At 73.9% G+C, this 22,890-nt stretch carries 21 protein-coding genes and 1 pseudogene; 5 read left to right on the top strand and 17 right to left on the bottom strand.

All coding sequences use genetic code 11. The annotated features are described in order from the left end of the window. Window positions 1–92: 92 nt before the first annotated feature. Window positions 93–1,364: a hypothetical protein gene (locus tag AB0M79_RS05565; protein WP_364208082.1), complete on the bottom strand. Its 1,272-nt coding sequence runs from the start codon at window positions 1,362–1,364 to the stop codon at window positions 93–95. A gap of 437 nt (window positions 1,365–1,801) precedes the next feature. On the opposite strand from AB0M79_RS05565, the gene AB0M79_RS05570 reads away from it, so the two are divergent. From AB0M79_RS05570 to AB0M79_RS05590, 5 genes are all read left to right on the top strand, one after another. Then, entirely contained in the window at window positions 1,802–2,161 is a 360-nt protein-coding gene (locus AB0M79_RS05570; RefSeq protein ID WP_364208085.1) for a YraN family protein, read from the top strand. Window positions 2,162–2,306: 145 nt separating this feature from the next. Beyond that, on the top strand, window positions 2,307–3,827 hold the full coding sequence (locus AB0M79_RS05575; RefSeq protein WP_364208088.1) for a YifB family Mg chelatase-like AAA ATPase: 1,521 nt from the start codon (window positions 2,307–2,309) through the stop codon (window positions 3,825–3,827). Window positions 3,828–3,885: 58 nt separating this feature from the next. Further along, window positions 3,886–5,112 carry a DNA-processing protein DprA gene (gene dprA, locus AB0M79_RS05580; RefSeq protein ID WP_364208091.1) on the top strand — a complete coding sequence of 409 codons (1,227 nt, stop codon included), beginning with the start codon at window positions 3,886–3,888 and terminating at the stop codon, window positions 5,110–5,112. A 132-nt stretch (window positions 5,113–5,244) separates the two neighbouring features. Further along, a complete protein-coding gene (locus AB0M79_RS05585; RefSeq protein WP_364208094.1) occupies window positions 5,245–6,177 on the top strand; it encodes a tyrosine recombinase XerC in 933 nt (310 codons plus the stop codon). A gap of 271 nt (window positions 6,178–6,448) precedes the next feature. Continuing rightward, entirely contained in the window at window positions 6,449–7,636 is a 1,188-nt protein-coding gene (locus tag AB0M79_RS05590) for an aminotransferase class V-fold PLP-dependent enzyme (protein WP_364208097.1), read from the top strand. 27 nt (window positions 7,637–7,663) lie between these two features. Here the strand turns inward: AB0M79_RS05590 and AB0M79_RS05595 are convergent, their stop codons facing one another. From AB0M79_RS05595 to AB0M79_RS05670, 16 genes and pseudogenes are all read right to left on the bottom strand, one after another. After that, the gene (locus AB0M79_RS05595) at window positions 7,664–8,278 is read right to left on the bottom strand and encodes a peptidoglycan DD-metalloendopeptidase family protein (protein ID WP_364208100.1); all 615 of its coding nucleotides are present in this window, start codon (window positions 8,276–8,278) and stop codon (window positions 7,664–7,666) included. A 355-nt stretch (window positions 8,279–8,633) separates the two neighbouring features. Then, entirely contained in the window at window positions 8,634–8,957 is a 324-nt protein-coding gene (locus AB0M79_RS05600) for a DUF2469 domain-containing protein (protein WP_212816376.1), read from the bottom strand. Next, window positions 8,954–9,883 (bottom strand): ribonuclease HII, encoded by a 930-nt coding sequence (locus tag AB0M79_RS05605; protein ID WP_364208103.1) that lies wholly within the window; start codon window positions 9,881–9,883, stop codon window positions 8,954–8,956. Before AB0M79_RS05605 ends, AB0M79_RS05600 begins: the two co-directional genes overlap by 4 nt. Continuing rightward, complete coding sequence (locus AB0M79_RS05610; protein WP_357535752.1) at window positions 9,877–10,350, bottom strand: NUDIX domain-containing protein; 474 nt, start codon at window positions 10,348–10,350, stop codon at window positions 9,877–9,879. Before AB0M79_RS05610 ends, AB0M79_RS05605 begins: the two co-directional genes overlap by 7 nt. 132 nt (window positions 10,351–10,482) lie before the next feature. Further along, window positions 10,483–11,124, bottom strand: a complete 642-nt coding sequence (lepB, locus tag AB0M79_RS05615) for a signal peptidase I (protein ID WP_357535751.1) — start codon at window positions 11,122–11,124, stop codon at window positions 10,483–10,485. Then, on the bottom strand, window positions 11,121–12,011 hold the full coding sequence (lepB, locus tag AB0M79_RS05620) for a signal peptidase I (RefSeq protein ID WP_364208107.1): 891 nt from the start codon (window positions 12,009–12,011) through the stop codon (window positions 11,121–11,123). Before lepB (AB0M79_RS05620) ends, lepB (AB0M79_RS05615) begins: the two co-directional genes overlap by 4 nt. Before the next feature lie 255 nt (window positions 12,012–12,266). Continuing rightward, window positions 12,267–12,632, bottom strand: a complete 366-nt coding sequence (gene rplS, locus AB0M79_RS05625) for a 50S ribosomal protein L19 (protein WP_364208813.1) — start codon at window positions 12,630–12,632, stop codon at window positions 12,267–12,269. A 155-nt stretch (window positions 12,633–12,787) separates the two neighbouring features. Beyond that, window positions 12,788–13,558, bottom strand: coding sequence for a tRNA (guanosine(37)-N1)-methyltransferase TrmD (gene trmD / locus AB0M79_RS05630; RefSeq protein WP_364208110.1), 771 nt, complete (start codon window positions 13,556–13,558; stop codon window positions 12,788–12,790). A gap of 24 nt (window positions 13,559–13,582) precedes the next feature. After that, the gene (gene rimM, locus AB0M79_RS05635; protein WP_364208113.1) at window positions 13,583–14,140 is read right to left on the bottom strand and encodes a ribosome maturation factor RimM; all 558 of its coding nucleotides are present in this window, start codon (window positions 14,138–14,140) and stop codon (window positions 13,583–13,585) included. Then, complete coding sequence (locus AB0M79_RS05640; protein ID WP_212828255.1) at window positions 14,140–14,373, bottom strand: RNA-binding protein; 234 nt, start codon at window positions 14,371–14,373, stop codon at window positions 14,140–14,142. Before AB0M79_RS05640 ends, rimM begins: the two co-directional genes overlap by 1 nt. Before the next feature lies 1 nt (window position 14,374). After that, window positions 14,375–14,812 (bottom strand): 30S ribosomal protein S16, encoded by a 438-nt coding sequence (gene rpsP / locus AB0M79_RS05645; protein WP_364208116.1) that lies wholly within the window; start codon window positions 14,810–14,812, stop codon window positions 14,375–14,377. A 226-nt stretch (window positions 14,813–15,038) separates the two neighbouring features. Next, complete coding sequence (locus tag AB0M79_RS05650) at window positions 15,039–15,689, bottom strand: DUF402 domain-containing protein (RefSeq protein ID WP_364208119.1); 651 nt, start codon at window positions 15,687–15,689, stop codon at window positions 15,039–15,041. Between the two features lie 92 nt (window positions 15,690–15,781). After that, complete coding sequence (gene proS / locus AB0M79_RS05655; protein WP_357535739.1) at window positions 15,782–17,188, bottom strand: proline--tRNA ligase; 1,407 nt, start codon at window positions 17,186–17,188, stop codon at window positions 15,782–15,784. A gap of 95 nt (window positions 17,189–17,283) precedes the next feature. Further along, on the bottom strand, window positions 17,284–18,366 hold the full coding sequence (locus AB0M79_RS05660) for an amidohydrolase family protein (protein ID WP_364208122.1): 1,083 nt from the start codon (window positions 18,364–18,366) through the stop codon (window positions 17,284–17,286). Window positions 18,367–18,442: 76 nt separating this feature from the next. Beyond that, window positions 18,443–19,990: a signal recognition particle protein gene (ffh, locus tag AB0M79_RS05665; RefSeq protein ID WP_364208125.1), complete on the bottom strand. Its 1,548-nt coding sequence runs from the start codon at window positions 19,988–19,990 to the stop codon at window positions 18,443–18,445. Between the two features lie 712 nt (window positions 19,991–20,702). Next, window positions 20,703–22,883 (bottom strand): annotated as a pseudogene (locus tag AB0M79_RS05670) ([protein-PII] uridylyltransferase); the annotation flags it as partial. Between the last annotated feature and the right edge of the window lie 7 nt (window positions 22,884–22,890).

Below are 22,890 nucleotides of genomic sequence, written 5' to 3' on the forward strand. Positions count from 1 at the left end.
CGGCCCCGACCCGTACCCGCCGGTGACCGGCGCCGGACCGACCCGGCTGGTGGCCCGGCCGGACGCCCGCGCCCGGCCGGACCCGGCTGGGGTCAGCCGGCCGCGAGCGCCGCCGCGACGAAGAGCACCAGGCCGACCGTGAGGTAGGCGGTCGGCGGCCGTAGCCAGGCACGACCCGGCTCGGCGAGCCCGGCCGCGCCGGTCGCCAGGGCGTAGAGGCCGGCACCGAACACCGGCAGCCCGAGGACCAGCATGACGCCCGCGACCACCCCGCCGAACGAGATCGGGTCGGCGAGCAGCGCACTGGCGAGAAGCACCAGGGCGGGCACCTCGAAGATCAGGACGAGCAGGGCGTACGCGACCGCCAGGCCGGGGCGGCGGGTTCGGTACACGCCGTCGCCGACCGGCGCGGTGCCGCCGGGGCGGCGCGGCGCGGCGCGGTCGAACGGGTCGCCCGGGTATCGCGGCCCGTCACCGGGCGGTGCCTCGGCCTGGTGCATCGTGACGGCCGGCATCGGCCCGGTCGGCAGTTCCAGCGGCCGGTGCGCATCGGCGTCCCGGTTCGCGTCGATCGTCCGGCCGGCGTCCGGAACACGGGGAGCGTCCGGAATGCGGTGTGCGTCGGAGGGTGCCCGCAACGCCTCGGTGGCGTGGTGGTGCATCTCCGGCCGGTGCTGCGGTTCGGCGGCGCGCGGCGGCTCGGCCATCGGCCCCGGCTCGACCGGCGAGACCGGTACGTCGATCACGGACCGGGCCGGCTCCGGGGCCGGCGGCCCCGCCGGTGACACCGGCCGTCCCGGCTCGGTCGGCCGGCGTCCGATCTCCACCAGCCCGGTCCGTTCGGGACCGCCACGCCGCGTGTCGAGCGGCTCGCCACGCCCGCTGTCCAGCAGGTCTGCGCCGCCACCGGTGCCACGCGACGGAGGCTCCAGCGGCAGCCGGATCGAGCCGAGGGCGCCCCGGGCCGCCTCGCCGCTTCCGTAGCCGGCACGCCCCTGGTCGTCGCGCACCTCGATGTCGAGCTGCGTGCGGAGCTCTTCGGCGTGCCGGGACTCCGGCTCCCGGTGCCGATCGGCCCCGAACCGGTCGTCGTCGGCGTATCGGTCACCGCCCGCGTAGCGGTCGCTGTCGGTGTAGCGGTCACCGTCGGAGTAGCCGCCCGGTCCGGCATGACGCGGCCCGGGGTCGGCCAGCGCGGCGTAGCGGTTCTCCTCGACCTCGCCGGAGCGCTGCTCGGGCACCCGGTAGCCGTCGTCGGGGTAGCGCTCGTCCGCCCGGCCACGCCAGCCGGACTCGGAGTAGCCGCGTTCACCGGCGTACCAGCGGGGTTCCTGCTCATCGGGGTAGTTACGTTGACCGTCCACGGTCCCGCACCGTATTCGACCCTGGCAATCATCGCCAACCGGTCGCCCGTACCGGCCCGCCGCCTGTCACGTGTCGCGGGCGCCGGCCTCAAGGCGGGGGTGGATCGCCGGCCCGGATCTTCCGTACATCCGCGGCGAACACTCCGAACCGGCCGATACGTCCCGGCGCCACGCACGGTGCGAGTCGGACGGCCAATCGCCGCGGATAGGTGGGTCCACGCCTTTTCGGACGCCGGGCCGATGTCGGGCCGCCGCGTCGCAGGATGAACCGACCGGCGGCGCCGTCGAGATCCTGCCCCGGACCGGCCCGCACGACCGGAGCGGTACGCCATAGCACGGCGACCACTTGATCGTCCGGCTGTCCACAGGGATGCCCGCCGTCCACAGGCGGACCGGCCGCCCTACCCCTGAGCGGCCCGGACGGCCAGCCTCGTGGCATGACGTTGGTGAGACGGGCGGTCGGCGCCTACGGCGAACGCCGTGCGGTGCAGCACCTGGTCGCGGCGGGGCTGCGGGTGGTGGCTCGCAACTGGCGGTGCGTCCACGGCGAGGTCGACATCATCGCCTGGGACGGCGAGACCCTGGTGTTCTGCGAGGTGAAGACCAGGCGGAGCACCACGTACGGGCCACCGGCCGCGGCGGTGGTGCCGGCGAAGGCACGGCGCCTGCGCCGGCTCGCCGCCACCTGGCTCGCCGGCACCGCCACACACCCGCGCGAGGTCCGCTTCGACGTCGTCGCGGTGCACACCACCGGGCGCGGTCCGGCCGCGGTGGAACATGTGCGGGCGGCGTTCTGATGCCGGGTCCTCGCCGGGAACCTCCGTCGGGCCGGGCGGTCGGCACCGGGCCGGCCGGCGGCGTGGGGGCGGGCGACACGGCCGCCGGCAGCGTGGCGGCGGGCGGTCCGTGGCCCGTCGGCGGCGCGGCGGGCGGGTGGCGGCGATGAGCTACGCCCGCGTGCTCTCGGTCGGCCTGGTCGGGGTCACCGGCCATCTGGTCGAGGTCGAGGCCGACCTGGCCGCCGGCCTGCCGGCGGTCGCACTGTCCGGCCTGCCCGACACCGCGCTCAACGAGGCCCGGGACCGGGTCCGCGCGGCGATCGTGAACTCCGGCCAGAGCTGGCCGAACCGGCGGATCACCGTCAACCTGCTGCCGGCCACCCTGCCCAAGCACGGTTCGGGGTTCGACGTCGCCATCGCCTGCGCACTGCTCGGGGGCTCCGGGGAGTTGCCGCTGGCCCCGCTGGACGGGGTGGCGATCCTCGGCGAACTCGGGCTCGACGGGGCCGTACGCCCGGTGCGCGGGGTGTTGCCGATGGTCGTCGCCGCCGTACGGGCCGGGATAACCCGGGTGGTCGTGCCGCTGGCGAACGCCGCCGAGGCGGCCGTGGTGCCCGGCGTACGGGTCAAGGGCGTCGACTCGCTGCACCGGCTGGTGGCGTTCGTCCGCGACGGCGGCCGGCTGCTCGAACCGCCCGAGCCGGACCCGGTGTCCCCGCCGGCTGGGCCCGACCTCGCCGAGGTCGCCGGGCAGGGGCTCGGCCGGCGCGGGCTGGAGATCGCGGCGGCCGGCGGGCACCACGTCGCGTTGATCGGGCCGCCCGGCGCCGGCAAGACCATGCTGGCCGAACGCCTGCCGTCGATCCTGCCGCCGCTCGACGACGAGGCGGCGCTCGAGGTCAGCGCCCTGCACTCGATCGCCGGTCTGCTCCCGCCGGGCGGCCGGCTGCTGCGCCGGCCGCCGTTGCAGGCCCCGCACCACACCGCGACGGTCCCGTCGCTGGTCGGAGGCGGCAGCGGCCTCGCCCGCCCCGGCGCGGTGTCGCTGGCCCACCGGGGCGTCCTCTTCCTCGACGAGGCCGCCGAGTTCAACGTCCGGGCCCTGGAGGCGCTACGGCAGCCGCTGGAGAGCGGCCGGGTGCTGATCACCCGCAGCCGTGGCGCGACCGAATACCCGGCCAGCTTCCAGCTCGTCCTGGCCTCGAATCCGTGCCCGTGCGCCAAGCCGTCCGGCGACCTGGCGTGCGAGTGCACCCCGCTGGCCCGGCGTCGCTACATCGGGCGATTGTCCGGGCCGCTGCTGGACCGGATCGACGTGCAGGTGCCGCTCGTGCCGCTGCGGGCCGCCGACCTGGTCGCCGCCGCGACCCCGGCCGAGCCGTCGGCGGTGGTCGCCGAGCGGGTCCGGGCCGCCCGTTCGGCGGCCGCGCAGCGGTGGGCCGGCACGGGCTGGCGGGTCAACGCCGACGTACCCGGCCCGCACCTGCGACGGACCCGCTGGCGGCTGCCGGCCCGCGACACCGAGCAGTTGCGCCGGTCGCTGGACACCGGGGCGCTGTCCGCCCGCGGCTACGACCGGGTGATCCGGATGGCCTGGACGATCGCCGACCTCGACGGGCGGGACCGCCCCGGTGCCGACGACGTTGCCGAGGCGAGCCAGCTCCGCTCGGGCCGGTCGGCCTGACCGGCACCCGGTACCCACCATGGCCGGCCCCGCCGGCCGCCTTCGAAGGGAGTGCACGATGGGTGGCATCGACCGGACCCGGCTGGCCCGGGTCGCGGTGAACTGGCTCGCCGAGCCGGGCAACTGGGCGGCCTACCGGATGGTGGCCACCGACGGCCCGGTACGCGCGCTACAGCGGATGGTCGACGGCGATGTGCCCGACCCCGGGCTGCGTACGGCGGTCGGGGCCCGGCTCGCCAGCGGCGATCCATGGGCGGTGGCCGAGGCCGCGGCCGAACGGGCCGGACGGCTGGGCGCCCGGATCGTGGTGCCCGGCGACGACGAGTGGCCGGGGCCGGTCGGCGATCTCACCCGGCTGGCCCTCGACGTCGAACGCAGGGTCGACCGGGAGACCGCGCCGCCACTGTGCCTCTGGGTGCGCGGCCACCTCGACCTCGCCAACGCGCTCGACCGCGCGGTCGCCGTCGTGGGTGCCCGGGCGGCCAGCCCCTACGGCCTGCACGTCGCCGGGGAACTCGGCTTCGGTCTCGCCGAGCGCGGTTGGACCGTGGTGTCGGGCGGTGCGTTCGGCATCGACGCGGCGGCGCACCGGGCCGCCCTGAACGCCGACGGTACGACGGTGGCGGTGCTGGCCTGCGGGCTCGACCGGCCCTATCCGGCGGGCAACACCGCGCTCTTCGACCGTATCGCCGACACCGGGCTGCTGGTCAGCGAGTGGCTGCCCGGCCAGGAGCCGCTGCGGCACCGCTTCCTGATCCGCAACCGGGTCATCGCGGCCGGCACCGCCGGCACGGTGCTGGTCGAGGCGGCGGCCCGCAGCGGTGCCACCCAGACGATGCGCCGGGCGCTGGGCATCGGTCGCCGCGCGATGGTCGTGCCCGGACCGGTCACCTCGGCGATGTCCGTCGGCTGCCACGAGCTGCTGCGCGACCAGCCCGACGCCCGCCTGGTCACCGGTGTGCCGCACGTGCTCGAGGAGGTCGGACGAATCGGCGCGGACCTGGCCCCGCCCGTTCGCGCGCCCGAGCAGCCCCGTGACCGGCTCGACGACCAGGCCGCGCAACTGCTGGAGGCGATGCCCCGGCGCGGTCCGATCGGGCTCGACCCGCTGGCCGCCCGGGCCGGAGTCGACGTACGGACCGCGATGCGCAAGGTCGCGCTGCTCGAACAGCTCGGTTTCGTCGTACGCCACGACGACGGTTACGCGCTGGCCCCGAAGTCCCGCGGGTCGGGCCCGCCCGGCGACCGACCGGCACGACCCGCACCCGCTGATCGACCGGCATGACCCGCACCCGGCGGCCGACCGGCGTGACCCGTGCGGCGAGCGGCCGACGCCCGTCCCGGTGACCCGGCGGCGTGCCCGGGTCCGGGGCGTGGCCGCTTGACGCGGTGCCCGGCACCGGACACCGTCACGGTGATGAGCCGAAGCACGCAGGTCACCCACGAAGAGCTGCCGCCGGCGATGCGGGACGCGGTCGACGACTTCGCCCGCCATCTGTCCCGGGTCGACAACCGGTCGGCGCACACCGTACGGGCGTACGTCGCCGACGTGGTCTCACTGCTCGACCACGCCAGCGCGATGGGCTGCACCGCACCGGAAGAACTCGACATCGCCGTGCTGCGTAGCTGGCTGGCCAGGCTGCGCACGCTGGGCGCGGCCCGCAGTTCGCTGGCACGCCGGGCGGCGGCCGGGCGCACGTTCAGCGCCTGGGCCCACCGCAACGGGCTGCTCGCCACCGACGTCGGCGCCCAATTGGCCAGCCCGAAGGGGCGGCGCGAACTGCCGACCGTCCTGCGCGCCGACCAGGCCGCCACGCTGGTGCGGGCCCCCGGCGACGAGGCCGCGCCGGTGTTGCTGCGCGACCGGGCACTGCTGGAGCTGCTGTACGCGACCGGAATCCGGGTCAGCGAACTTTGCGGGCTCGACATCGCCGACGTCGACCGGGGGCGGCGGGTCGTACGGGTCATCGGCAAGGGTGACAAGGAGCGCGCGGTGCCGTACGGCCTGCCGGCCGAGGAGGCGGTCGACGACTGGCTCCGGCTCGGCCGGCCCGACCTGGCGACCCCGGACAGCGGGAACGCCCTGCTGCTCGGTGCCCGGGGCGGGCGGCTGCAACCGACGATCGCCCGCCGGGTGGTCGGCGGCTACGCCCGGGCCGCCGGCCTGCCGCACACCAGCCCACACGGGTTGCGCCATTCCGCGGCGACCCACCTGCTGGAGGGCGGTGCCGACCTGCGGGCGGTGCAGGAGCTGCTCGGCCACTCGTCGCTCTCGAGCACCCAGATCTACACCCATGTGTCGGTGGAGCGGCTGCGCGCCGCCTACCGGCAGGCCCACCCGCGCGCCTAGCCTCGTTCTCGACCGCCGAGCCGGGCCGGCGGCACACCGAGGGCTGCCGGGGCACCGGCGCCCAGCAGGCACACCGGGACCCAGCCGGCGGCACATCTCGCCGGCCGCACTCCAGGTCCACCCGCGCACCGGACCACGGCCCACACCGGCGGACACCGAACGCGCCGTCTTCGCACCGTGGGCGCCGACCGCTCCGAGCCAGCCCCGGGCTGCCGAGCACGCCGCCGGCAAGACCTGGAGGCCGTTGATCGCCAGAAGCTACGATCGCGCCGTGACCGCTGACGGACCGCGACCACCCGAACCGATCACCGGCGCCCGGCTGTTGTTCTCACTCGACCCGGCCGTCGCGTATCTCAACCACGGTTCGTTCGGCGCGGTGCCGATCGGGGTGCAGCGCGCCCAGCAGCGCATCCGTGACGAGGTCGACGTCAACCCGATGCGGTTCTTCCAGTCCGGCCTGGTCGAGCGGATCACGCACACCCGTCGGCACCTGGCCGGTTTCCTCGGCGCCGACCCGGACGGCACCGCCCTGGTCGGCAACGCCACCACCGGCGCCGCGATCGTGCTCGGGTCGATGCGGCTGCGCCCCGGCGACGAGATCCTGCACACCGACCACGGATACGGCGCGGTGTCGCTCGCCGTCGAACGGGAATGCCGCCGCACCGGGGCGGTGGCCCGGTCCGTGCCCGTGCCGCTGCGGGCCAACGACCAGGAGATCGTGGCCGCGGTACGCGCCGCGCTGCGCCCCGGCCGGACCAGGCTGCTGATCGTGGACCACATCACCTCGCCGACCGCCCGCCTGCTGCCGGTCGCGGCGATCACCGCCGTGGCCCGGGCGCACGACGTCGCGGTGCTGGTCGACGGCGCCCACGTGCCGGGTCACCTGCCGGTCGCGGTCGACGCGATCGGGGCGGACTTCTGGGTCGGCAACTTCCACAAGTGGGCGTACGCGCCACGCGGCACCGCCGTGCTGGTGGTGGCGGCGAAGTGGCGGGAACAGATCGAGCCGCTGGTCGTTTCGTGGGAACAGCCCGCCGGTTTCCCGGGGTCGGTCGAGTTTCAGGGGACCCTCGACTATTCGCCGTGGCTGGCCGCCCCGACCGGGCTCTTCACACTGCGCACCCTCGGCGTCGAGGCGGTACGCGCGCACAACGCGGCACTGGCCGCGTACGGGCAGCGGGTGGTCGGTGCCGCGCTGGGAATCCCGGCCGACGAGCTGCCCCGCCCCGGCGGTGACTCCGTCGCGATGCGGCTCGTCCCGTTGCCGACCGGCCTGGTCACCGACCATCGGGAGGCGCACACCCTGCGCCAGCGGATCGCGGACGAACTGGCCGTCGAGGTGGCGATCAACGCCTGGCGCGGGCAGGGGCTGCTCCGGCTGAGCGCGCAGGTCTACAACCGCGCCGAGGAGTTCGACCGGCTGGCCCGGCAACTGCCCGCCTTCCTCGCCGGCCGCTGACCGCCGCCACTCCGCCCGAGCGGCCCCTCACCGGCCCGCCGGCCGTTCCGCTGACCGTCGACGCCCCCGACGGCCGCCGGCGGCCCCGTCGACCGTCGACGGCCCCGCCAGGTACTGCGGCAGCAGCCGGACCCGGCCGAGGCCGAGCAGGGCCAGCGGGTCGAGGTATTCGTCACCGCGGCGCAGGCCCCAGTGCAGGCACGCCTCGACGGGGCAGCCCGGGTGTCCGGCCTCCAGGGTCCCGATCGGGTCGCCGGCCCGGACCGTCGCGCCTCCCGTGACGGCGGGCAGCACCGGTTCGTACGTCGTGCGCAGGCCGTTGCCGTGCACCACGCTGACCACGCCCCGCCCGGCGATCCGGCCGGCGAAGAACACCGTGCCGGCGCCGGCGGCGAGCACGGGGACACCGGTCGTGGCGGCCAGGTCGACGCCCCGGTGGCCGGGCAGCCACGGGCGGGGCGGCGGGTCGAAGCGTCGTACGGGCCGTGGGGTGCCGTCGAGTGGCCAGCGGAAGGCCCCGGCGGGCCGCTGCACGGCCGGCTGCGGGGTGTCCGGCGGGCCGGCCGCACCGGGCCGCACCGGTGTCGCGACACCCATCACGACCGCGAGCCCGGCGACCAGGAGCAGCCGCCATGCGGGCACCCTCCGCCGGGCTGGCGGTACGCACCCCGCCGGCGGCCGGCCGACGCGGGACGGGGACGGGAAGAGGGGCGGCCGGGAGAGGTACCGGGTCATGGTCGAGCAGCCTGGCCGGCGGCCGGCACGGGCGCAACGACGCCGGCTACGCCCTGTGGACGGTGGGCGGACTGTGGACAACCGCTGTCCGGCGGGTGGATCTGCTATGGCGGGGGCAACGCCGCACGGAGGGGGACGGCGACAGGCGACCAGCGACGGGTCCATTGTGGATCGCCGGTGCCCGGTCCGTACACTGTGGAGGGCGCCGGAACGTGGGACGGGCGTTGCGCCATCCGGACAGTGATGGCAGTGTTACAAGGAGTCAGCTACCGAATCCGGAGTCTGCGGGAAGGGAGATATCAGGCTTCTCCAACTCTTCCACATTGACATCCTTGAAAGTCATCACTCGGACATTCTTGACGAACCGCGCAGGGCGGTACATGTCCCACACCCAAGCGTCGTGCATCTCGACCTCGAAGTACACCTCGCCCTCCGAGTTGCGCACGTGCAGGTCCACCTGGTTGGCGAGATAGAAGCGTCGCTCGGTCTCGACCACGTAGGAGAACTGACGGACGATGTCGCGGTACTCCCGGTAGAGCTGCAGCTCCATCTCGGTTTCGTACTTCTCGAGATCTTCCGCGCTCATCGCACTCCGCCTTCCATTGCCACATCTTCCCCCACCGGCGCCGGCAGCCGAGGGTGCTCCCCGAACGCCACGCCGACGGTACTCCCTGCGAGGCCGCTGCGCTCCATCGGCTCGCCTCCATCGCGGGCGGCCGGAGCCGCGCCCGAACCCACCGCGCCACCCGCGCCCGAACCGGCCGCGCCAGCTTCGTCCACGCCGTCGGCCCCACCCGTGCTACCGGCCCCGCCGCCCGGTCGACCGAGCCCTTCCGGCCGGCGGGCCCGTGGCGGGCTGCCGGCACGCCCCGAGGCGGTGGCGACGTTGACGTACGAGAAACGGTGTTCGGCACAGGGCCCCTGCCGTCGCAACGCCTCGTTGTGGTCGGCGGTGACGTAGCCCTTGTGTTCGGCGAACCCGTAGCCGGGGAAACGGGCGTCGAGTTCGACCATGATCCGGTCCCGGGTCACCTTGGCGAGCACGCTGGCGGCGGCCACGCACGCCGCCACCTGGTCGCCCTTCCAGACCGCGAGGCCGGGTACGCCGAGCCCGTCGACCCCGAACCCGTCGGTGAGCACGTAGTCCGGCCGGGTCGACAGCGCGGCGAGGGCGCGGCGCATCGCGGCCAGGTTGCAGACGTGCAGGCCCAGCGCGTCGACCTCCTCGGCCGGGATCACCACCACCGCGTACGCCAGGGCCCGCCGGACCACCTCGGCGTAGATCCGCTCGCGGTTGGCCGGGGTGAGCAGCTTCGAGTCGGTCAGCCCGTCGATCTCGCCGCGCCGCCCCTCGGGCAGCACCGCGGCGGCGGCGACCAGCGGGCCGGCGCAGGCACCGCGCCCGGCCTCGTCCGCCCCGGCCACGTACGGGAAACCCCGGCGCTGCAGCACGCGCTCCAGGGCGTAGATGCCGCTCTCCCGGCGGACCACGGCGCGCGGCGGGGTCAGCACGCCGGCTCCCACGGTACGGCGGTCAACTGGCGCAGCAGGCCTGGCAGATCCTCGGGATAGAACCGCTCGGCGGTCCGTTCCAGTTCGTCGGCCGACCACCACCGGTGCGACTCGATGCTGTGTCGTTCCACCTCGTCGAACCCTCTCGTGTCGACCTGCCAGGACGTGACCCGGGCCAGGAAGAAGTCCTGCTCCTGGCGATACCACCGGCCGTCGAACGGAAACTCGACCTCCTCGTGCCGAACCGGGTCGCCGAGTTCGGCCGGGGTCAGCAGCAGGCCGGTCTCCTCCGCCAACTCGCGCACCGCACCGGCCGCCGGCGACTCGGCCGGCTCCAGCCCGCCACCCGGCGTGAACCAGTAGCGGTGGTCGGGCCGGGCCGGATCGAACCCGTTGAAGAGCAGCACCCGTCCGGCCCGGTCGACGAGGAGCACCCGGGCCGCCCGCCGGAGGATGAAGTCAGGCACCGCACCAGCCTAGGTGGTGGATCTGGCGACCGGCCGGACCCCCGGTGTGCCGGCCGTACGGCTCGGGACGCCGAGCCGGGGCGGCCGGTGGGCGGCCCGCGCCGGCCGGGGCGCGGCGCGGGCCGGCGCCGGTCAGCTCTGCGGGCCGGGCACCGAGTCGAAGGTGCTGGGAATCGACAGCCAGGTGGCGCGGCCGAAGGGCCAGAAGAGCACGAACGCCCGCCCGACGACGGCGTCCTCCGGGATCGTCGCGTTGTCGATGTCCTGCGAGCGGTTCCAGTGCTCCAGCGAGTCGCCCGAGGCGGACCGGTGGTCGCCCATCATCCACAGCCGTCCGGGTGGGATGGTGACGTCGAACTCCTGGCTGGCCGCCGGGTCGGAGACGCCGCCCTCCGAGAAGATGTAGGGCTCGTCGAGCGAGTGCCCGTTGATCATCAAGCGGTCCTGCGGGTCGCAGCAGACCACCCGGTCGCCGCCGACCGCGATGACCCGTTTGATGAAGTCCGAGCCCTCCTCGCCCCCGTGCCACGCGCCGGGTGCCCGGAAGACGATGATCTCGCCCCGTTCCGGCGACCGGAAGTTGTAGACGAGCTTGTTGACCAGCACCCGGTCGTTGATGTCGAGGGTGTGTTCCATCGACTGCGACGGGATGTAGAAGGTCTGGATGACGAACGCCCGCACCAGGACGGCGACGAGGATCGCCACGCCGAGCAGAATGGGCAGCTCGCGCCAGAACGAGTTCTTCTTGGGCTTGTCGGTCTGCTCGTCAATCACGGGACGAGCCTACGACGACGGGACGGCGGCCGGAGTCGGGAACGCGCGGCGAACAGGAAACCACCCAAAATAGGCACAACAACGGCGATACCTCCCGGATTCTCGGACTTGCTGGGTGTCGCGTCGGCCCCCAGGGCAATGGGCTGCGGCACGGTCTCGAACGTCTCCGGCACCGACAGGCTGCTCCACTGCGAGTGTGGCCACACCACGGCGAACGCGCGGCCGATCACGTTGTCGATCGGCACCGGCCCCTGACAGCGGGCGTCCTGCGACACGAGCCGGTGGTCGCCCATGACGAAGAGCTGCCCCGGCGGTACGACGACCTCCTCGAACCGCCGCGGCCCGCAGTCGCCGGCGCTGGGCGGCAGTTCGAGCGGCGAGTTCCGCAACACGTAGCTGGATTCGTCGAGCGGATGGCCGTTGACGGTGAGCCGGCCCTGCTCGTCACAGCACTGAACGCGGTCACCGGGCACCCCGATGACCCGCTTGATGAAGTCCTTCTCGCCGGGGCGGCCCACCCCGACGAGGTCGCCGAGCGTACGGCCGAGCTGGGCGAAAAAGCCGCCCGCCGGCTCCTCCTCCAGCTGCGGCGCCCACGCCTCGGTGCCCCGGAACACCACCACCTCGCCGCGTACGGGGTCCCGCATGTCGTAGACGACCTTGTTGACCAGGACCCGGTCACCGACGAGGAGGGTGTCTTCCATCGACCCGGACGGGATGTAGAACGCCTGGAGCAGGAAGGTGCGGATCAGCACCGCGAGGCAGAACGCGACGACGAGGAGGAGCGGCAACTCCTGCCAGAGCGGCATGGGCTTGCGCTGGCGTCGACGGTCGGCCCGGCGACGCCAGGGCTCGACCTCGTCCCGCAGGTCGTCTTCCGCGTCCACGCTACGAATCTCCCCGGTCCCGATATACAGCTCTACCGCCCGCGGCGGCCCCGTCAGGGCGCCACGGGCGGTAGAGCGATTCTGTCCCGCTCCCGCGGCTCGCACCGCGGACGTAGCGTTCGTCGCCACTCACTGACTGGCGGCGTTCGATGTCTCCTCAGCGCCGCGCAGCACAGTCTCGCCTGTCACTCTCCATAGCGTAGAGGTATCGAGCGATCACGGCACTGTGAGAAGGCTGAAAGTCTCGCCCCGCCGTCAGGCGACCGGAGCGGTGACCTTCTCCCGCTTCTCCTTGATCTTGGCCTTCTTGCCCCGCAGCTCGCGGAGGTAGTAGAGCTTGGCCCGACGGACGTCACCGCGGGTCACCACCTCGACGCGGTCGATGGCCGGACTGTTCACCGGGTAGGTCCGCTCCACCCCGACCGCAAAGCTGATCTTGCGTACGGTGAAGGTCTCACGCAGGCCCGATCCCTGGCGGCGGATCACGACGCCCTGGAAGATCTGGACCCGGGACCGGTTGCCCTCGATGACCCGGGCGTGCACCTTGACGGTGTCACCAGCCCGGAAAGTCGGAATGTCGGTCCGCTGCGACTGGGCGTCCAACGCGTCCAGGGTGTTCATCGCTGCATCCTCGAAGATCACGGCGCACCGGTCGTCGGTGCGCGGATGGGTGATTCTGATCCCCGGCATCGGTCCACCCCGGATTGCTGGTGGGGAGGAGGCGGGCCCGGAGATCCTCGTAGCCGACCGCGGCGCGGCCGACCACGGCAACCTCACTACTCTGCCATACGCTCGGCCGGCGCCGGGAACCCGGCCCCGGTCAGCGCCGCGACATCCCGTTTGTCCAGTTCGTCGGGGGCCAGCGCGGCCAGCATGTCGGGCCGGCGCCGCGCGGTACGCAGCAACGCCTCGTCGCGTCGCCAGCGGGCGATCCGACCGTGGTCACCCGACCGCAGGATCTGCGGCACCTCCCGCTCCCGCCACACCGGCGGCTTGGTGTAGACCGGCCCCTCCAGCAACCCGTGCGCGTGCGACTCCTCGGCCAGCGAATCGGCGTTGCCGAGCACACCGGGCAGCAGCCGGGTCACCGCCTCCAGGATCACCAGAACCGCCACCTCGCCGCCGAAGAGCACGTAGTCGCCCAGCGACACCTCGGTCACCCGGGCCCGGGCGGCGGCGTCGTCGAGCACCCGCTGGTCGATGCCCTCGTAGCGGCCGCAGCCGAACACCAGGTGCGGCTCGGCGGCCAACTCGTGGGCGAGCGACTGCCGCAACGGCTCCCCCGCCGGCGTCGGCACCACCAGCCGGGCCGGCGGGCCGGACGGCAGGACGGCGTCGAGCGCCTCCCCCCACGGCTCCGGCCGCATCACCATGCCCGGGCCACCGCCGTACGGCGTGTCGTCGACCGTACGGTGCACGTCGTGGGTCCAGGTGCGCAGGTCGTGCACTGCCAGGTCGAGCAGGCCGGTGGCCCGCGCCTTGCCGATCAGCGACAGGTCGAGCGGGCTGAAGTACTCGGGAAAGATCGAGATGATGTCGACACGCATCACTGCCTCCGGAAGTGACCGGGGCTACAGGTCGAGCAGCCCGCCGGGAGGGTCGACCACGACCCGGCCACCGGCCAGGTCGACCTCGGGCACGATGGCCTTGACGAAGGGGATCAGCGCCGTACGCCCGTCGGGGCGGCGCACGACCAGCAGGTCGGAGGCGGGCGCGTGGTCGATCCGGGCCACCTCGCCCAGCGTCTCGCCGGCCGGGTCGACCACGGTCAGCCCGACGAGCTGGTGGTCGTTGAACTCGTCCGGGTCGGTCGGCGCGGCCACGTCGGCGCTGTCGACCGTCAGGATCGTGTCGCGCAGCACCTCGGCGACGTCACGGTCGACGACCCCTTCGAAGCAGACCAGCAGCCGGCCCTGGTGCCACCGGATCGACTCGACGGTCAACCGGTCGGGAACCCGTACGAGGTGACCGGGAACGGACGGCGCCGGGGTGACCGGCGACGCCGCCGGATCGGTGGCCAACACCGACCCGGCGGCGAAACGCGTCTCGGGCTCATCGGTCCGCACCTCGACGGTGACCTCACCGCGGATGCCGTGCGGCCGGCCGATCCGGCCGACGATGAGGCGCATCAGTACGAGTCGACGATGTCGACGCGCACGCCGCGCCCACCGATCGAGCCGATCACCTGGCGCAGGGCCTTCGCGGTGCGCCCGCCCCGGCCGATCACGGTGCCCAGGTCTTCCGGGTGCACACGGACCTCGAGGCGCTTGCCCCGCCGGGAGTCGACGAGCCGCACCCGCACGTCGTCGGGGTGGTCGACGATGCCCTTGACCAGGTGCTCGAGCGCGGGCCGCAACGCCACGTCAGGCCTGCTCACCGGAGTCCGCGGCGGCCGGCTCCTCGGCCTTCGCCGGCTCGTCGGCCTTCTTCTTGCTGGCCTTCGCCGGGGTCGGGGCGACACCGGCGGCGGCCTGGGCCTCGGCCTCGTAGGTGGCCTTGCGGTCGGCCTTCTCCGCCTTGGTCAGCAGCGGCGGCGGCGCGGGCAGGCCCTTGAACTTCTGCCAGTCACCGGTCTTCTCGAGCAGGCGCTGGACGGCCTCGCTCGGCTGGGCGCCGACGGACAGCCAGTGCTGGACGCGGTCGGACTTGACCTCGATCACCGAAGGGTGCTCCTTCGGGTGGTAGATCCCGACGTACTCGATCGCACGACCGTCACGCTTGGTGCGCGCGTCGGCGACGACGATGCGGTACTGCGGGTTGCGGATCTTGCCCATCCGCAGAAGCCGGATCTTTACGGCCACGTGTTTCGCTCCTGTTGCGAGTCGCACCTGCCCGGACGGGCGGTGTGCACGGGTGAGAGCCGACCGGCACAGTGGGGTTGGGCCGGTGACTGCTCGGATGGACTGGCAACGCGCCCGGGTTAGAGGGCGCCGCACGCGTGCCGGATACCAGCAAACCATTCTGCCAGATCCACCCCGGCGTGCTCACACCGGACCACGAACCGCGACCGGAATCCGCCGCCGCGGCTCAGCGCTCGACCGGCGGCCGGTCCCAGCCGTCCGGCAGGGCGGCCGGCGGATGCCAGCCCGGATCGGGTACGAAGTCGCACCACGTGCCGTCGAACGGGAACGCCCCGGCCTCGGCGAGCGCGATCACCCGCTTGCCCTCGGCCCGCACCTCCTCGGCGTCCCGCACCCAGTAGTGATCCGGGAACGCGAGCCGCTCGACGAACTCCTCCTCGTCCTTCCACTGCCAGGACAGGTCCGGGCGGACGACCACGTCGAGATCCTGGTCGACCATGTCGATCCCGGCGAGGAGCCCGTCGTCCCAGCGGACCCCGGGCTCCTCGAGGTTGACGTACCAGTTGGCGAAGACACCGGCCTCGTCGCGGAACCACCAGACCGAGTGGGCCGCGCCGGAGGGCAGGAACTTCAGCACCGGCGGGCCGCTCCACCGGCCGGGGAGCAGCCGGTAGGACCGGCGGGTCCACTCGGCGAACGGCATGGCCCGCATCCCACGGCCGTCGTCGGCGACCTCGTTGGCCACCGCCGAGCCCCGGTCGATCCAGAGCAGCAGGCCGCGCGGCTCGTCGCTGACCACCCGCGCCGTACGCACCCAGCCGATCCGGCCGCGCCGTACGTTGCGGTGCACGATCAACTGGCCCGGCTCGAAACGCATGCGCCGACCCTATCGACCCGGCACCGCCGGGCCGCACCCCGCCGCGCCGGGCCGGTGCGCGGCCCCGGGCGGGCGTGCGGCGCGGCGACCGGTCAGTAGGCGCGGGCGAGGATGGCGACGAGGTCCGGCTCGTCCTCGCTGTCCGGAACCGAGCCGTCGGGACGGACCAGGCAGCGCACGGTCACGCCCTGGCCGTTGGCGCGGGTCTCACCCTCGGTGCCGACCGCCGCCCAGGGCAGCCGGGCCCAGCCGGTCGCCGACGCCTCCAGCGCCTCGTCGAGGGTCTTGACGTCGACGGTGCGGGACTCGCGGAACGCCAACGCGCTGTCGTGCAGCGTCTTCTGGTCGGCGTCGAGCGCGGCGAGCACCGTCGACACCACGTCGCCGACCGGGACCGGGGTCTTCGAGCCGTCGGTACGGCGCACGACGACCGCATTGCCGGCGGCGAGGTCGCGGGGGCCGACCTCGACGCGTACCGGGTAGCCCTTCAACTCGGCGTCGACGGCCCGGCGGCCGAACGGGGTGTCGACCCGGTCGTCGAGCGCGACCCGGACCCCGGCGTCGCGCAGCGCGTCGCGCAGCTTGCCCGCCGCCTCACCGACGCCGTCACCGGCCTTGACGATCATGACGTATGCCTGGATCGGGGCGATCCGCGGCGGCACCCGCAGCCCGTCGTCGTCGCCGTGCGCCATGATCAGTCCGCCCAGCATCCGGGTGGACGTCCCCCAGGACGTGGTCCAGGCGTGCTCGACGGTCCGGTCGGCCGAACTGTAGGTGATGTCGAACGCCCTGGCGAAGTTCTGCCCCAGCTCGTGGCTGGTGCCCATCTGGAGCGCCTTGCCGTCACCCATCATGCCTTCGAGGGTGTAGGTGCTGGTCGCGCCGGCGAAGCGCTCGCGGGCGGTCTTGCGGCCGACGACGACCGGGATGCCCAGCACGTTGACCATGAAGTCCTCGTACGCCTCGTGCAGGATCCGCCGCGCGTAGGCCCGGGCGTCGGCCTCGTCGGCGTGCGCGGTGTGCCCCTCCTGCCAGAGGAACTCGCTGGTGCGCAGGAAGATCCGGGGGCGCAGCTCCCAGCGGACGACGTTGGCCCACTGGTTGAGCAGCAGCGGCAGGTCGCGGTAGGAGTCGACCCACTTGGCCATGAACTCGCCGATCACGGTTTCCGAGGTCGGCCGGACCACGACCGGCTCGGCGAGCTGCTTGCCGCCGCCGTGGGTGACCACCGCCAGCTCCGGCGAGAAGCCCTCGACGTGCTGGGCCTCGCGCTTGAGGTAGCTCTCCGGGATGAAAAGCGGGAAGTACGCGTTCTCCGCGCCGGTCGCCTTGATCCGGGCGTCCATCTCGGACTGCATCCGCTCCCAGATGGCGTAGCCCGCCGGTCGGATGACCATGGTCCCGCGGACCGGCCCGTTGTCGGCGAGCTGAGCCTTGGCGATCAGATCCTGGTACCAGCGGGGGAAGTCCTCCGCGCGGGGAGTGAGCACGCGTGCCATGACCGCACATCCTAGACCGGCGGGTGGACGCTCCCCGTCCCGCGGTGCGGATGTTCCGCGCCGGGGCCCGGTGAGCCCGCGCCCGGCACCGGCGTTCAGCGGACGATCCGGCCGCGCAGCACGATCCGCTGCGCCGCCTCGACCACCCGCAGGTCGCGGCGCGGGTCGCTCGGGTAGGCGACCAGGTCGGCGAGGCCGCCCTCGACCAGGCCGGGGAATCCCAGCCACTCCCGGGCGCCCCACGACGCGGCCCGCAGCACGTCGGAGGCCGGCATCCCGGCCCGCTCGTGCAACATCAGCATCTCCCGGGCGGCCAGCCCGTGCGCGATCCCGCCACCGGCGTCGGTGCCGACGTAGACCGGCACGCCCGCCTCGTACGCCGCCCGGACCACGTCCGGGAAGCCGTCGCGCAGGGCGAGCATGTGCTTGGCGTACCCGGGGAACTTGTCCCGCGCCCGGTCGGCGATGTTGCCGAACGTCGCGATATTGATCATGGTGGGGACGAGCGCGGTCCCCTGCCGGGCCATCACGTCGATCAGGTCGAGGCTCAGCCCGGTGCCGTGCTCGACCGAGTCGACGCCGGCCCGCACCATGATCTCGACGGCCGACTCGGAGAAGGTGTGCACCGCGATCCGGGCCCCGGCGGCGTGCGCCGCGTCGACCGCGGCGGCCAACGTCGCGTCGTCCCAGGCCGGGGCGAGATCGCCGGCGTCGCGCTCGATCCAGTCGCCGACCAGCTTCACCCACCCGTTGCCGGCGTGCGCCTGCGCGGTGACCGTGGCCGGCACGTCCGCCGCCGCCACCTCCACACCGATGTCGCGCAGGTAGCGCCGGGGTGGCGCGACGTGCCGGCCGGCGCGGGCCAGTCGCGGCAGCCCGGGCTCGTCGTCGAGTTCCGGGTACGGGTACGGCGAACCGGCGTCCCGGATCGCCAGGACCCCGGAGTCACGGTCGACGGCGGCCAGTTCCCGGGCCCGGTCGAGCGAGTCGATCGGGGCGCCGCCCGGGGCGATGCCGATGTGGCAGTGCGCGTCGACCAGGCCGGGCAGGACGAACCCGCCGTCGACGATCGTGGTGGCCCCGGCGACCGGCTCGTACGTCACCCGGTCGCCGACCAGCCACAGGTCGCGTACCTCGTCGTCGGGCAGCACCACCCCGCGTACGTGCCAAGCCGTCATCGCCACCCGCCGTTCCGCTCGCCCGATGTCGCCCCGCCGCCCCGTCGACCCGCCGCCCCGACGGGCGGCCGGCCGGTTACTTGCCGTCGGGGCGCTTCGTGAGCTTGCTGAAGTCGAGGTTCGGCAGCTTGAAGCCGGGCGGCAGGCCCTGGCCACCCTGCAGCGCGCCCGGGTCGAGGCCGGGCGGGAGCTGCGGCATGCCACCCGGGAAGCCGCCACCGGCCGCGTGACCGGCCGCGCGGGGCCGCCCGCCGCCCTTGTTGCCCTTGCGCTTGTTCTTCGGCGACTTGGTCGCCTTACGCCGCGAACCGGGCAGCCCCATCATGCCGCCCATCTGCTTCATCATCTTCTGCGCGTCGGCGAAGCGGTTGAGCAGCTGGTTGACGTCCATGACGGTGACGCCGGAACCGCTGGCGATCCGGGCCCGGCGCGAGCCGTTGATGATCTTCGGGTTGGTCCGCTCCCCCGGCGTCATCGACCGGATGATCGCGGTGACCTTGTCGAAGTGCTTGTCGTCGACCTCCGCCAACTGGTCCTTCATCTGCCCCATGCCGGGCATCATCGCCAGCACGTTGGCGATCGGCCCCATCCGCCGTACGGCGATGAGCTGGTCGAGGAAGTCCTCCAGGGTGAACTGCTCGCCGCCCATCAGCTTGGCGGTCATCTTCTCCTTCTGATCGGCGTCGAAGGCCTGCTCGGCCTGCTCGATCAGAGTGAGTACGTCGCCCATGCCGAGGATGCGGCTCGCCATCCGGTCGGGGTGGAAGACGTCGAAGTCCTCCAGCTTCTCGCCGGTCGAGGCGAACAGGATCGGCTGCCCGGTCACCTGCCGTACCGACAGCGCCGCACCACCGCGCGCGTCACCATCGAGCTTGGACAGCACGACGCCGGTGATGCCGACCCCGTCGCGGAACGCCTCGGCGGTGGTCACCGCGTCCTGGCCGACCATCGCGTCGATGACGAAGATGACCTCGTCCGGGTCGACGGCGTCGCGGATGTCGGCGGCCTGCGCCATCATCTCCGCGTCGATACCGAGCCGGCCGGCGGTGTCGACGATGACGATGTCGCGGGCGGCCCGCCGGGCGTGCTCGATCGACGCCTTGGCGACCTGCACCGGGTCGCCGACGCCGTTGCCCGGCTCGGGCGCGTAGACCTCGACACCGGCCCGGCCGCCGAGCACCTGCAACTGGCCGACGGCGTTGGGACGCTGGAGGTCGGCGGCGACCAGCAACGGCTGGTGCCCCTGCGCCTTGAGCCAGCGGGCCAGCTTGCCGGCCAGCGTCGTCTTACCCGAACCCTGGAGACCGGCGAGCATGAGCACCGTCGGCGGCTGCTTGGCGAACTGGAGCCGTCGGGCCTCCCCGCCGAGTACGCCGACCAGCTCCTCGTGCACGATCTTGACAACCTGCTGGGCCGGGTTGAGCGCCTGGGAGACCTCGGCACCCCGCGCCCGCTCCTTGACCTTGGCGATGAACCCCTTGACGACCGGCAGCGCCACGTCGGCTTCCAGCAGCGCGAGCCGGATCTCGCGGGCGGTCGCGTCGATGTCGGCGTCGCTGAGCCGGCCCTTCCCGCGGAGCTTGCCGAAGATCCCGTTGAGGCGGTCACTCAAGGTGTCAAACACGACGCAACATCCCGTTCGTCAGATTTCCGCGGGCAGAACCTCGTCGGCCGCGACGGGAACCGGGCGCCGCGCCGCGGCGGAGACCGGCACCCGGCCGCAACGGCACCGGACACCCGGGTCCCGACGGAGACCGGGCGCCGGGTCGCGTTGGAGACCGACGTCGCAAGAGTAACCGCCCACCCCCCACCCGGTCCCCACCCACCGACCCACCACCCACCCCGGCACCCCCGCCACGACACCCCCGACCATCCACCCCACGCTCCCGCCGCCGGGCCACTTGGGCCGCCGGGCCGCCCTCGCTGCCACCGAGCCGCCCCCTGCCGCGCCGATAAGCCGCCGTCGGGGCCGCGGCCTCTCCGCCGGACCGATCAGCCGCCGTCGGAGCCGCTTCTCTCCGCCGGGCCGATCAAGGAGAAGTCGTCCCCAAACCTGCCCGCTTTGTCGCGAACATCCCCTTGATCAGCGCATCGCGTGCCCGATACGGGCGCCGTCGGCCGGACCGCACCGCGTGATCGCGTTGATCGAGGAGAAAACATGGTGATTCGTGCCCGTTCTGCGGCAAGTATCACCTTGATCGGCGCGGCGGGCGGCGGGACGCACGCGGCGCGGCGGGGCAGGCGCACGACGGGGCGGGGCGCACGACGGCGCAGCGGGGCGGCGGGGCGGGTCGGCGGGGCGGCGGGGCCGATCGCACCGGCCCCGCCGGGCGTTGTCAGATCGCCGCCAGGACGGCTGTCTCGATGCGGGTGAGTTCGGCGTCGTCGAAGGTGCCGACGAGGTAGAACGCGTCGACCACGTCGCCGCCGAGCGTCGAGATCCGGGCGGCCCGGACCTGGACGCCGGCCTCGTCGAGTGCGCTGGTGACCCGGTAGAGCAGCCCCGTCGCGTCCGCCGCCCGCAGCTCCAGCACGACCGCGTCCGTCGCCGCCGCCCGGTGCCAGACGATCTTCGGTGCGGCGCCGCCGGCCCGGGCGGCCATCGCCCGGCCGCGCAGCCGCTGGGTCACCGACACGTCGCCGGTGACGGCCCGCCGCAGGTCGACGGTGAGCGCGATCGAGTCGGGCGGGGTGCCGTAGCGGGGCTGGACCCGGAACTCGACCAGGGCCGTCCCGTCGACGGTGGAGGCGTCGGCGGTGAGGACGTCGAGGCGGTGCAGGGCGAGGCAGCCGGCGACCGCGGCGAGCAGACCGCGCCGGTCGGCGGCGGCCACCGCGACCCGTTCCCCGTCGAGGTGTACGGCGGGCAGCGGCCCGGCCACGAGGGCCGGGTCGGGTACGGGCGGTTCGGGCAGCGCGCCGGTGTCGAGGGCGGTGTGGACGCGGCGGACCAGGCCGGCGACGAGCCGGGCCTTCCAGTCCGACCAGGCGGCGGGGCCGGTGGCGCGGGCGTCGGCGCGGGCGAGGCCGTGCAGCAGGTTGAGGGTGGCGGTGTCGCCGACGGCTTCGGCGACGCCCGCGACGGTGACCGGGTCGTCGAGGTCGCGGCGGGTGGCGACCTCGGGCAGCAGCAGGTGCAGCCGGACCAGTTTCTCGATCATGGCCACGTCGGCGGGCGGCAGCCCGATCCGGGTGGCGATCTTCCCGGCCACGGGTGCGCCGGCGACGCTGTGGTCGCCGGGCAGTCCCTTGCCGACGTCGTGCAGGAAGGCGCCGAGCAGGAGCAGGTCTGGCCGGTCGACCTCGCGGGTGTACGCGGTCGCCTCCTGGGCGGTCTGCACGAGGTGCCGGTCGAGGGTGTAGCGGTGCACCGGGTTGTGCTGGGGCAGGCTGCGCATCCGGGTCCATTCCGGCAGCCAGCCGTCGATCAGGCCGTACCGGTCGCAGGTCTCCCAGGTGGGCACCAGGCCGTCGCCGGCACCGAGCAGCGTGACCAGGGCGGCGCGGGCGGCGTCCGGCCACGGCGCGGGCAGCGGCGGACAGTACGCGGCGAGCCATTCGCAGGTGGCGCGGGCGATCGGCAGCCCGGCGACGGCGGCGGCCGCGGCGACCCGCAGCGACAGGCTGGGGTCGGGCCGGGCGCCGATGGCGGTACGGGCCAGCACCAGTTCGCCGTCGTGTTCGACGACGTCGCGGGCGACGGGTCGGCGTACCGGGCGGTTGTCGGCGCCCCGGCGGCGGGTGCGCAGCCGGTCGGCGGCGCGGAAGGCGTCGTCGAGGGCGTGGCGGACCGTACGGGCGTCCCCGGCGACCCGGCGCAGCAGGGCGTCGCCGTCGTCGAGGTCGAGGAGCTTGGCGACGGCGTCGCGTTCCTGGGCGAGGAGCCGGTCGACACGCCGGCCGACGGCGACGTGCAGGGCGTCGCGGGTGTCGAGCAGGCGCAGTTGGGCGGCCTGTACGGCGGGCCGCATCGCGTCGCTGATGCCGGCCAGTGCGATGCCGCGCAGGATGCCGACGTCGCGCAGCCCGCCGGCGGCCTCCTTGAGGTCGCCCTCGAGCAGGAAGGCCAGTTCGCCGTGGGCCTTCCAGCGGGCGGCGGTGACCTCGCGCAGGGCGGGCAGCTGGCGGACGGCGGTGCGCCGCCACTGGTCGGTGGCGGCGGCCAGCAGCCGGCCGGTCAGTTCCCGGTCGCCGGCGACGTGCCGGGCGTCGAGCAGGCCGAGGGCGACCTTGACGTCGTCGTGGGCGACGGACAGCGCCTCGGGGAGGGTGCGTACGGAGTGGTCGAGACCGACCCGGGCGTCCCAGATCGGATACCAGATGGCGGCGGCGAGCTGGTCGGTCCCGGGCACTCCGTCGTGCAGGAGGACCAGGTCGAGGTCGCTGTACGGGGCGCACTGCAGCCGGCCGAGCCCGCCGACGGCCACGAGCGCGACGCCGGGGACGCCGCGTGGCAGGAGTGAGTTGAGCCAGACGTCGAGCGCCGCCGCACGTTCGACACGTGCGGCGGCGCCGATGGCGTTC

Origin of the sequence: Polymorphospora sp. NPDC051019 (genome assembly GCF_040683055.1) — a bacterium.
Lineage (GTDB): Bacteria > Actinomycetota > Actinomycetes > Mycobacteriales > Micromonosporaceae > Polymorphospora > Polymorphospora lycopeni.

What these genes read in the sequence shown, in the direction of transcription:
- rimM (WP_364208113.1), bottom strand. Translation starts at nt 14,140, where the DNA reads ATGCGCCTCATCGTCGGCCGGATCGGCCGGCCGCACGGCATCCGCGGT.
- AB0M79_RS05585 (WP_364208094.1), top strand. Translation starts at nt 5,245, where the DNA reads ATGAGCCGAAGCACGCAGGTCACCCACGAAGAGCTGCCGCCGGCGATG.
- dprA (WP_364208091.1), top strand. Translation starts at nt 3,886, where the DNA reads ATGGGTGGCATCGACCGGACCCGGCTGGCCCGGGTCGCGGTGAACTGG.
- proS (WP_357535739.1), bottom strand. Translation starts at nt 17,188, where the DNA reads ATGGCACGCGTGCTCACTCCCCGCGCGGAGGACTTCCCCCGCTGGTAC.
- rplS (WP_364208813.1), bottom strand. Translation starts at nt 12,632, where the DNA reads ATGAACACCCTGGACGCGTTGGACGCCCAGTCGCAGCGGACCGACATT.
- AB0M79_RS05575 (WP_364208088.1), top strand. Translation starts at nt 2,307, where the DNA reads ATGAGCTACGCCCGCGTGCTCTCGGTCGGCCTGGTCGGGGTCACCGGC.
- AB0M79_RS05570 (WP_364208085.1), top strand. Translation starts at nt 1,802, where the DNA reads ATGACGTTGGTGAGACGGGCGGTCGGCGCCTACGGCGAACGCCGTGCG.
- AB0M79_RS05650 (WP_364208119.1), bottom strand. Translation starts at nt 15,689, where the DNA reads ATGCGTTTCGAGCCGGGCCAGTTGATCGTGCACCGCAACGTACGGCGC.
- AB0M79_RS05600 (WP_212816376.1), bottom strand. Translation starts at nt 8,957, where the DNA reads ATGAGCGCGGAAGATCTCGAGAAGTACGAAACCGAGATGGAGCTGCAG.
- trmD (WP_364208110.1), bottom strand. Translation starts at nt 13,558, where the DNA reads ATGCGTGTCGACATCATCTCGATCTTTCCCGAGTACTTCAGCCCGCTC.
- AB0M79_RS05660 (WP_364208122.1), bottom strand. Translation starts at nt 18,366, where the DNA reads ATGACGGCTTGGCACGTACGCGGGGTGGTGCTGCCCGACGACGAGGTA.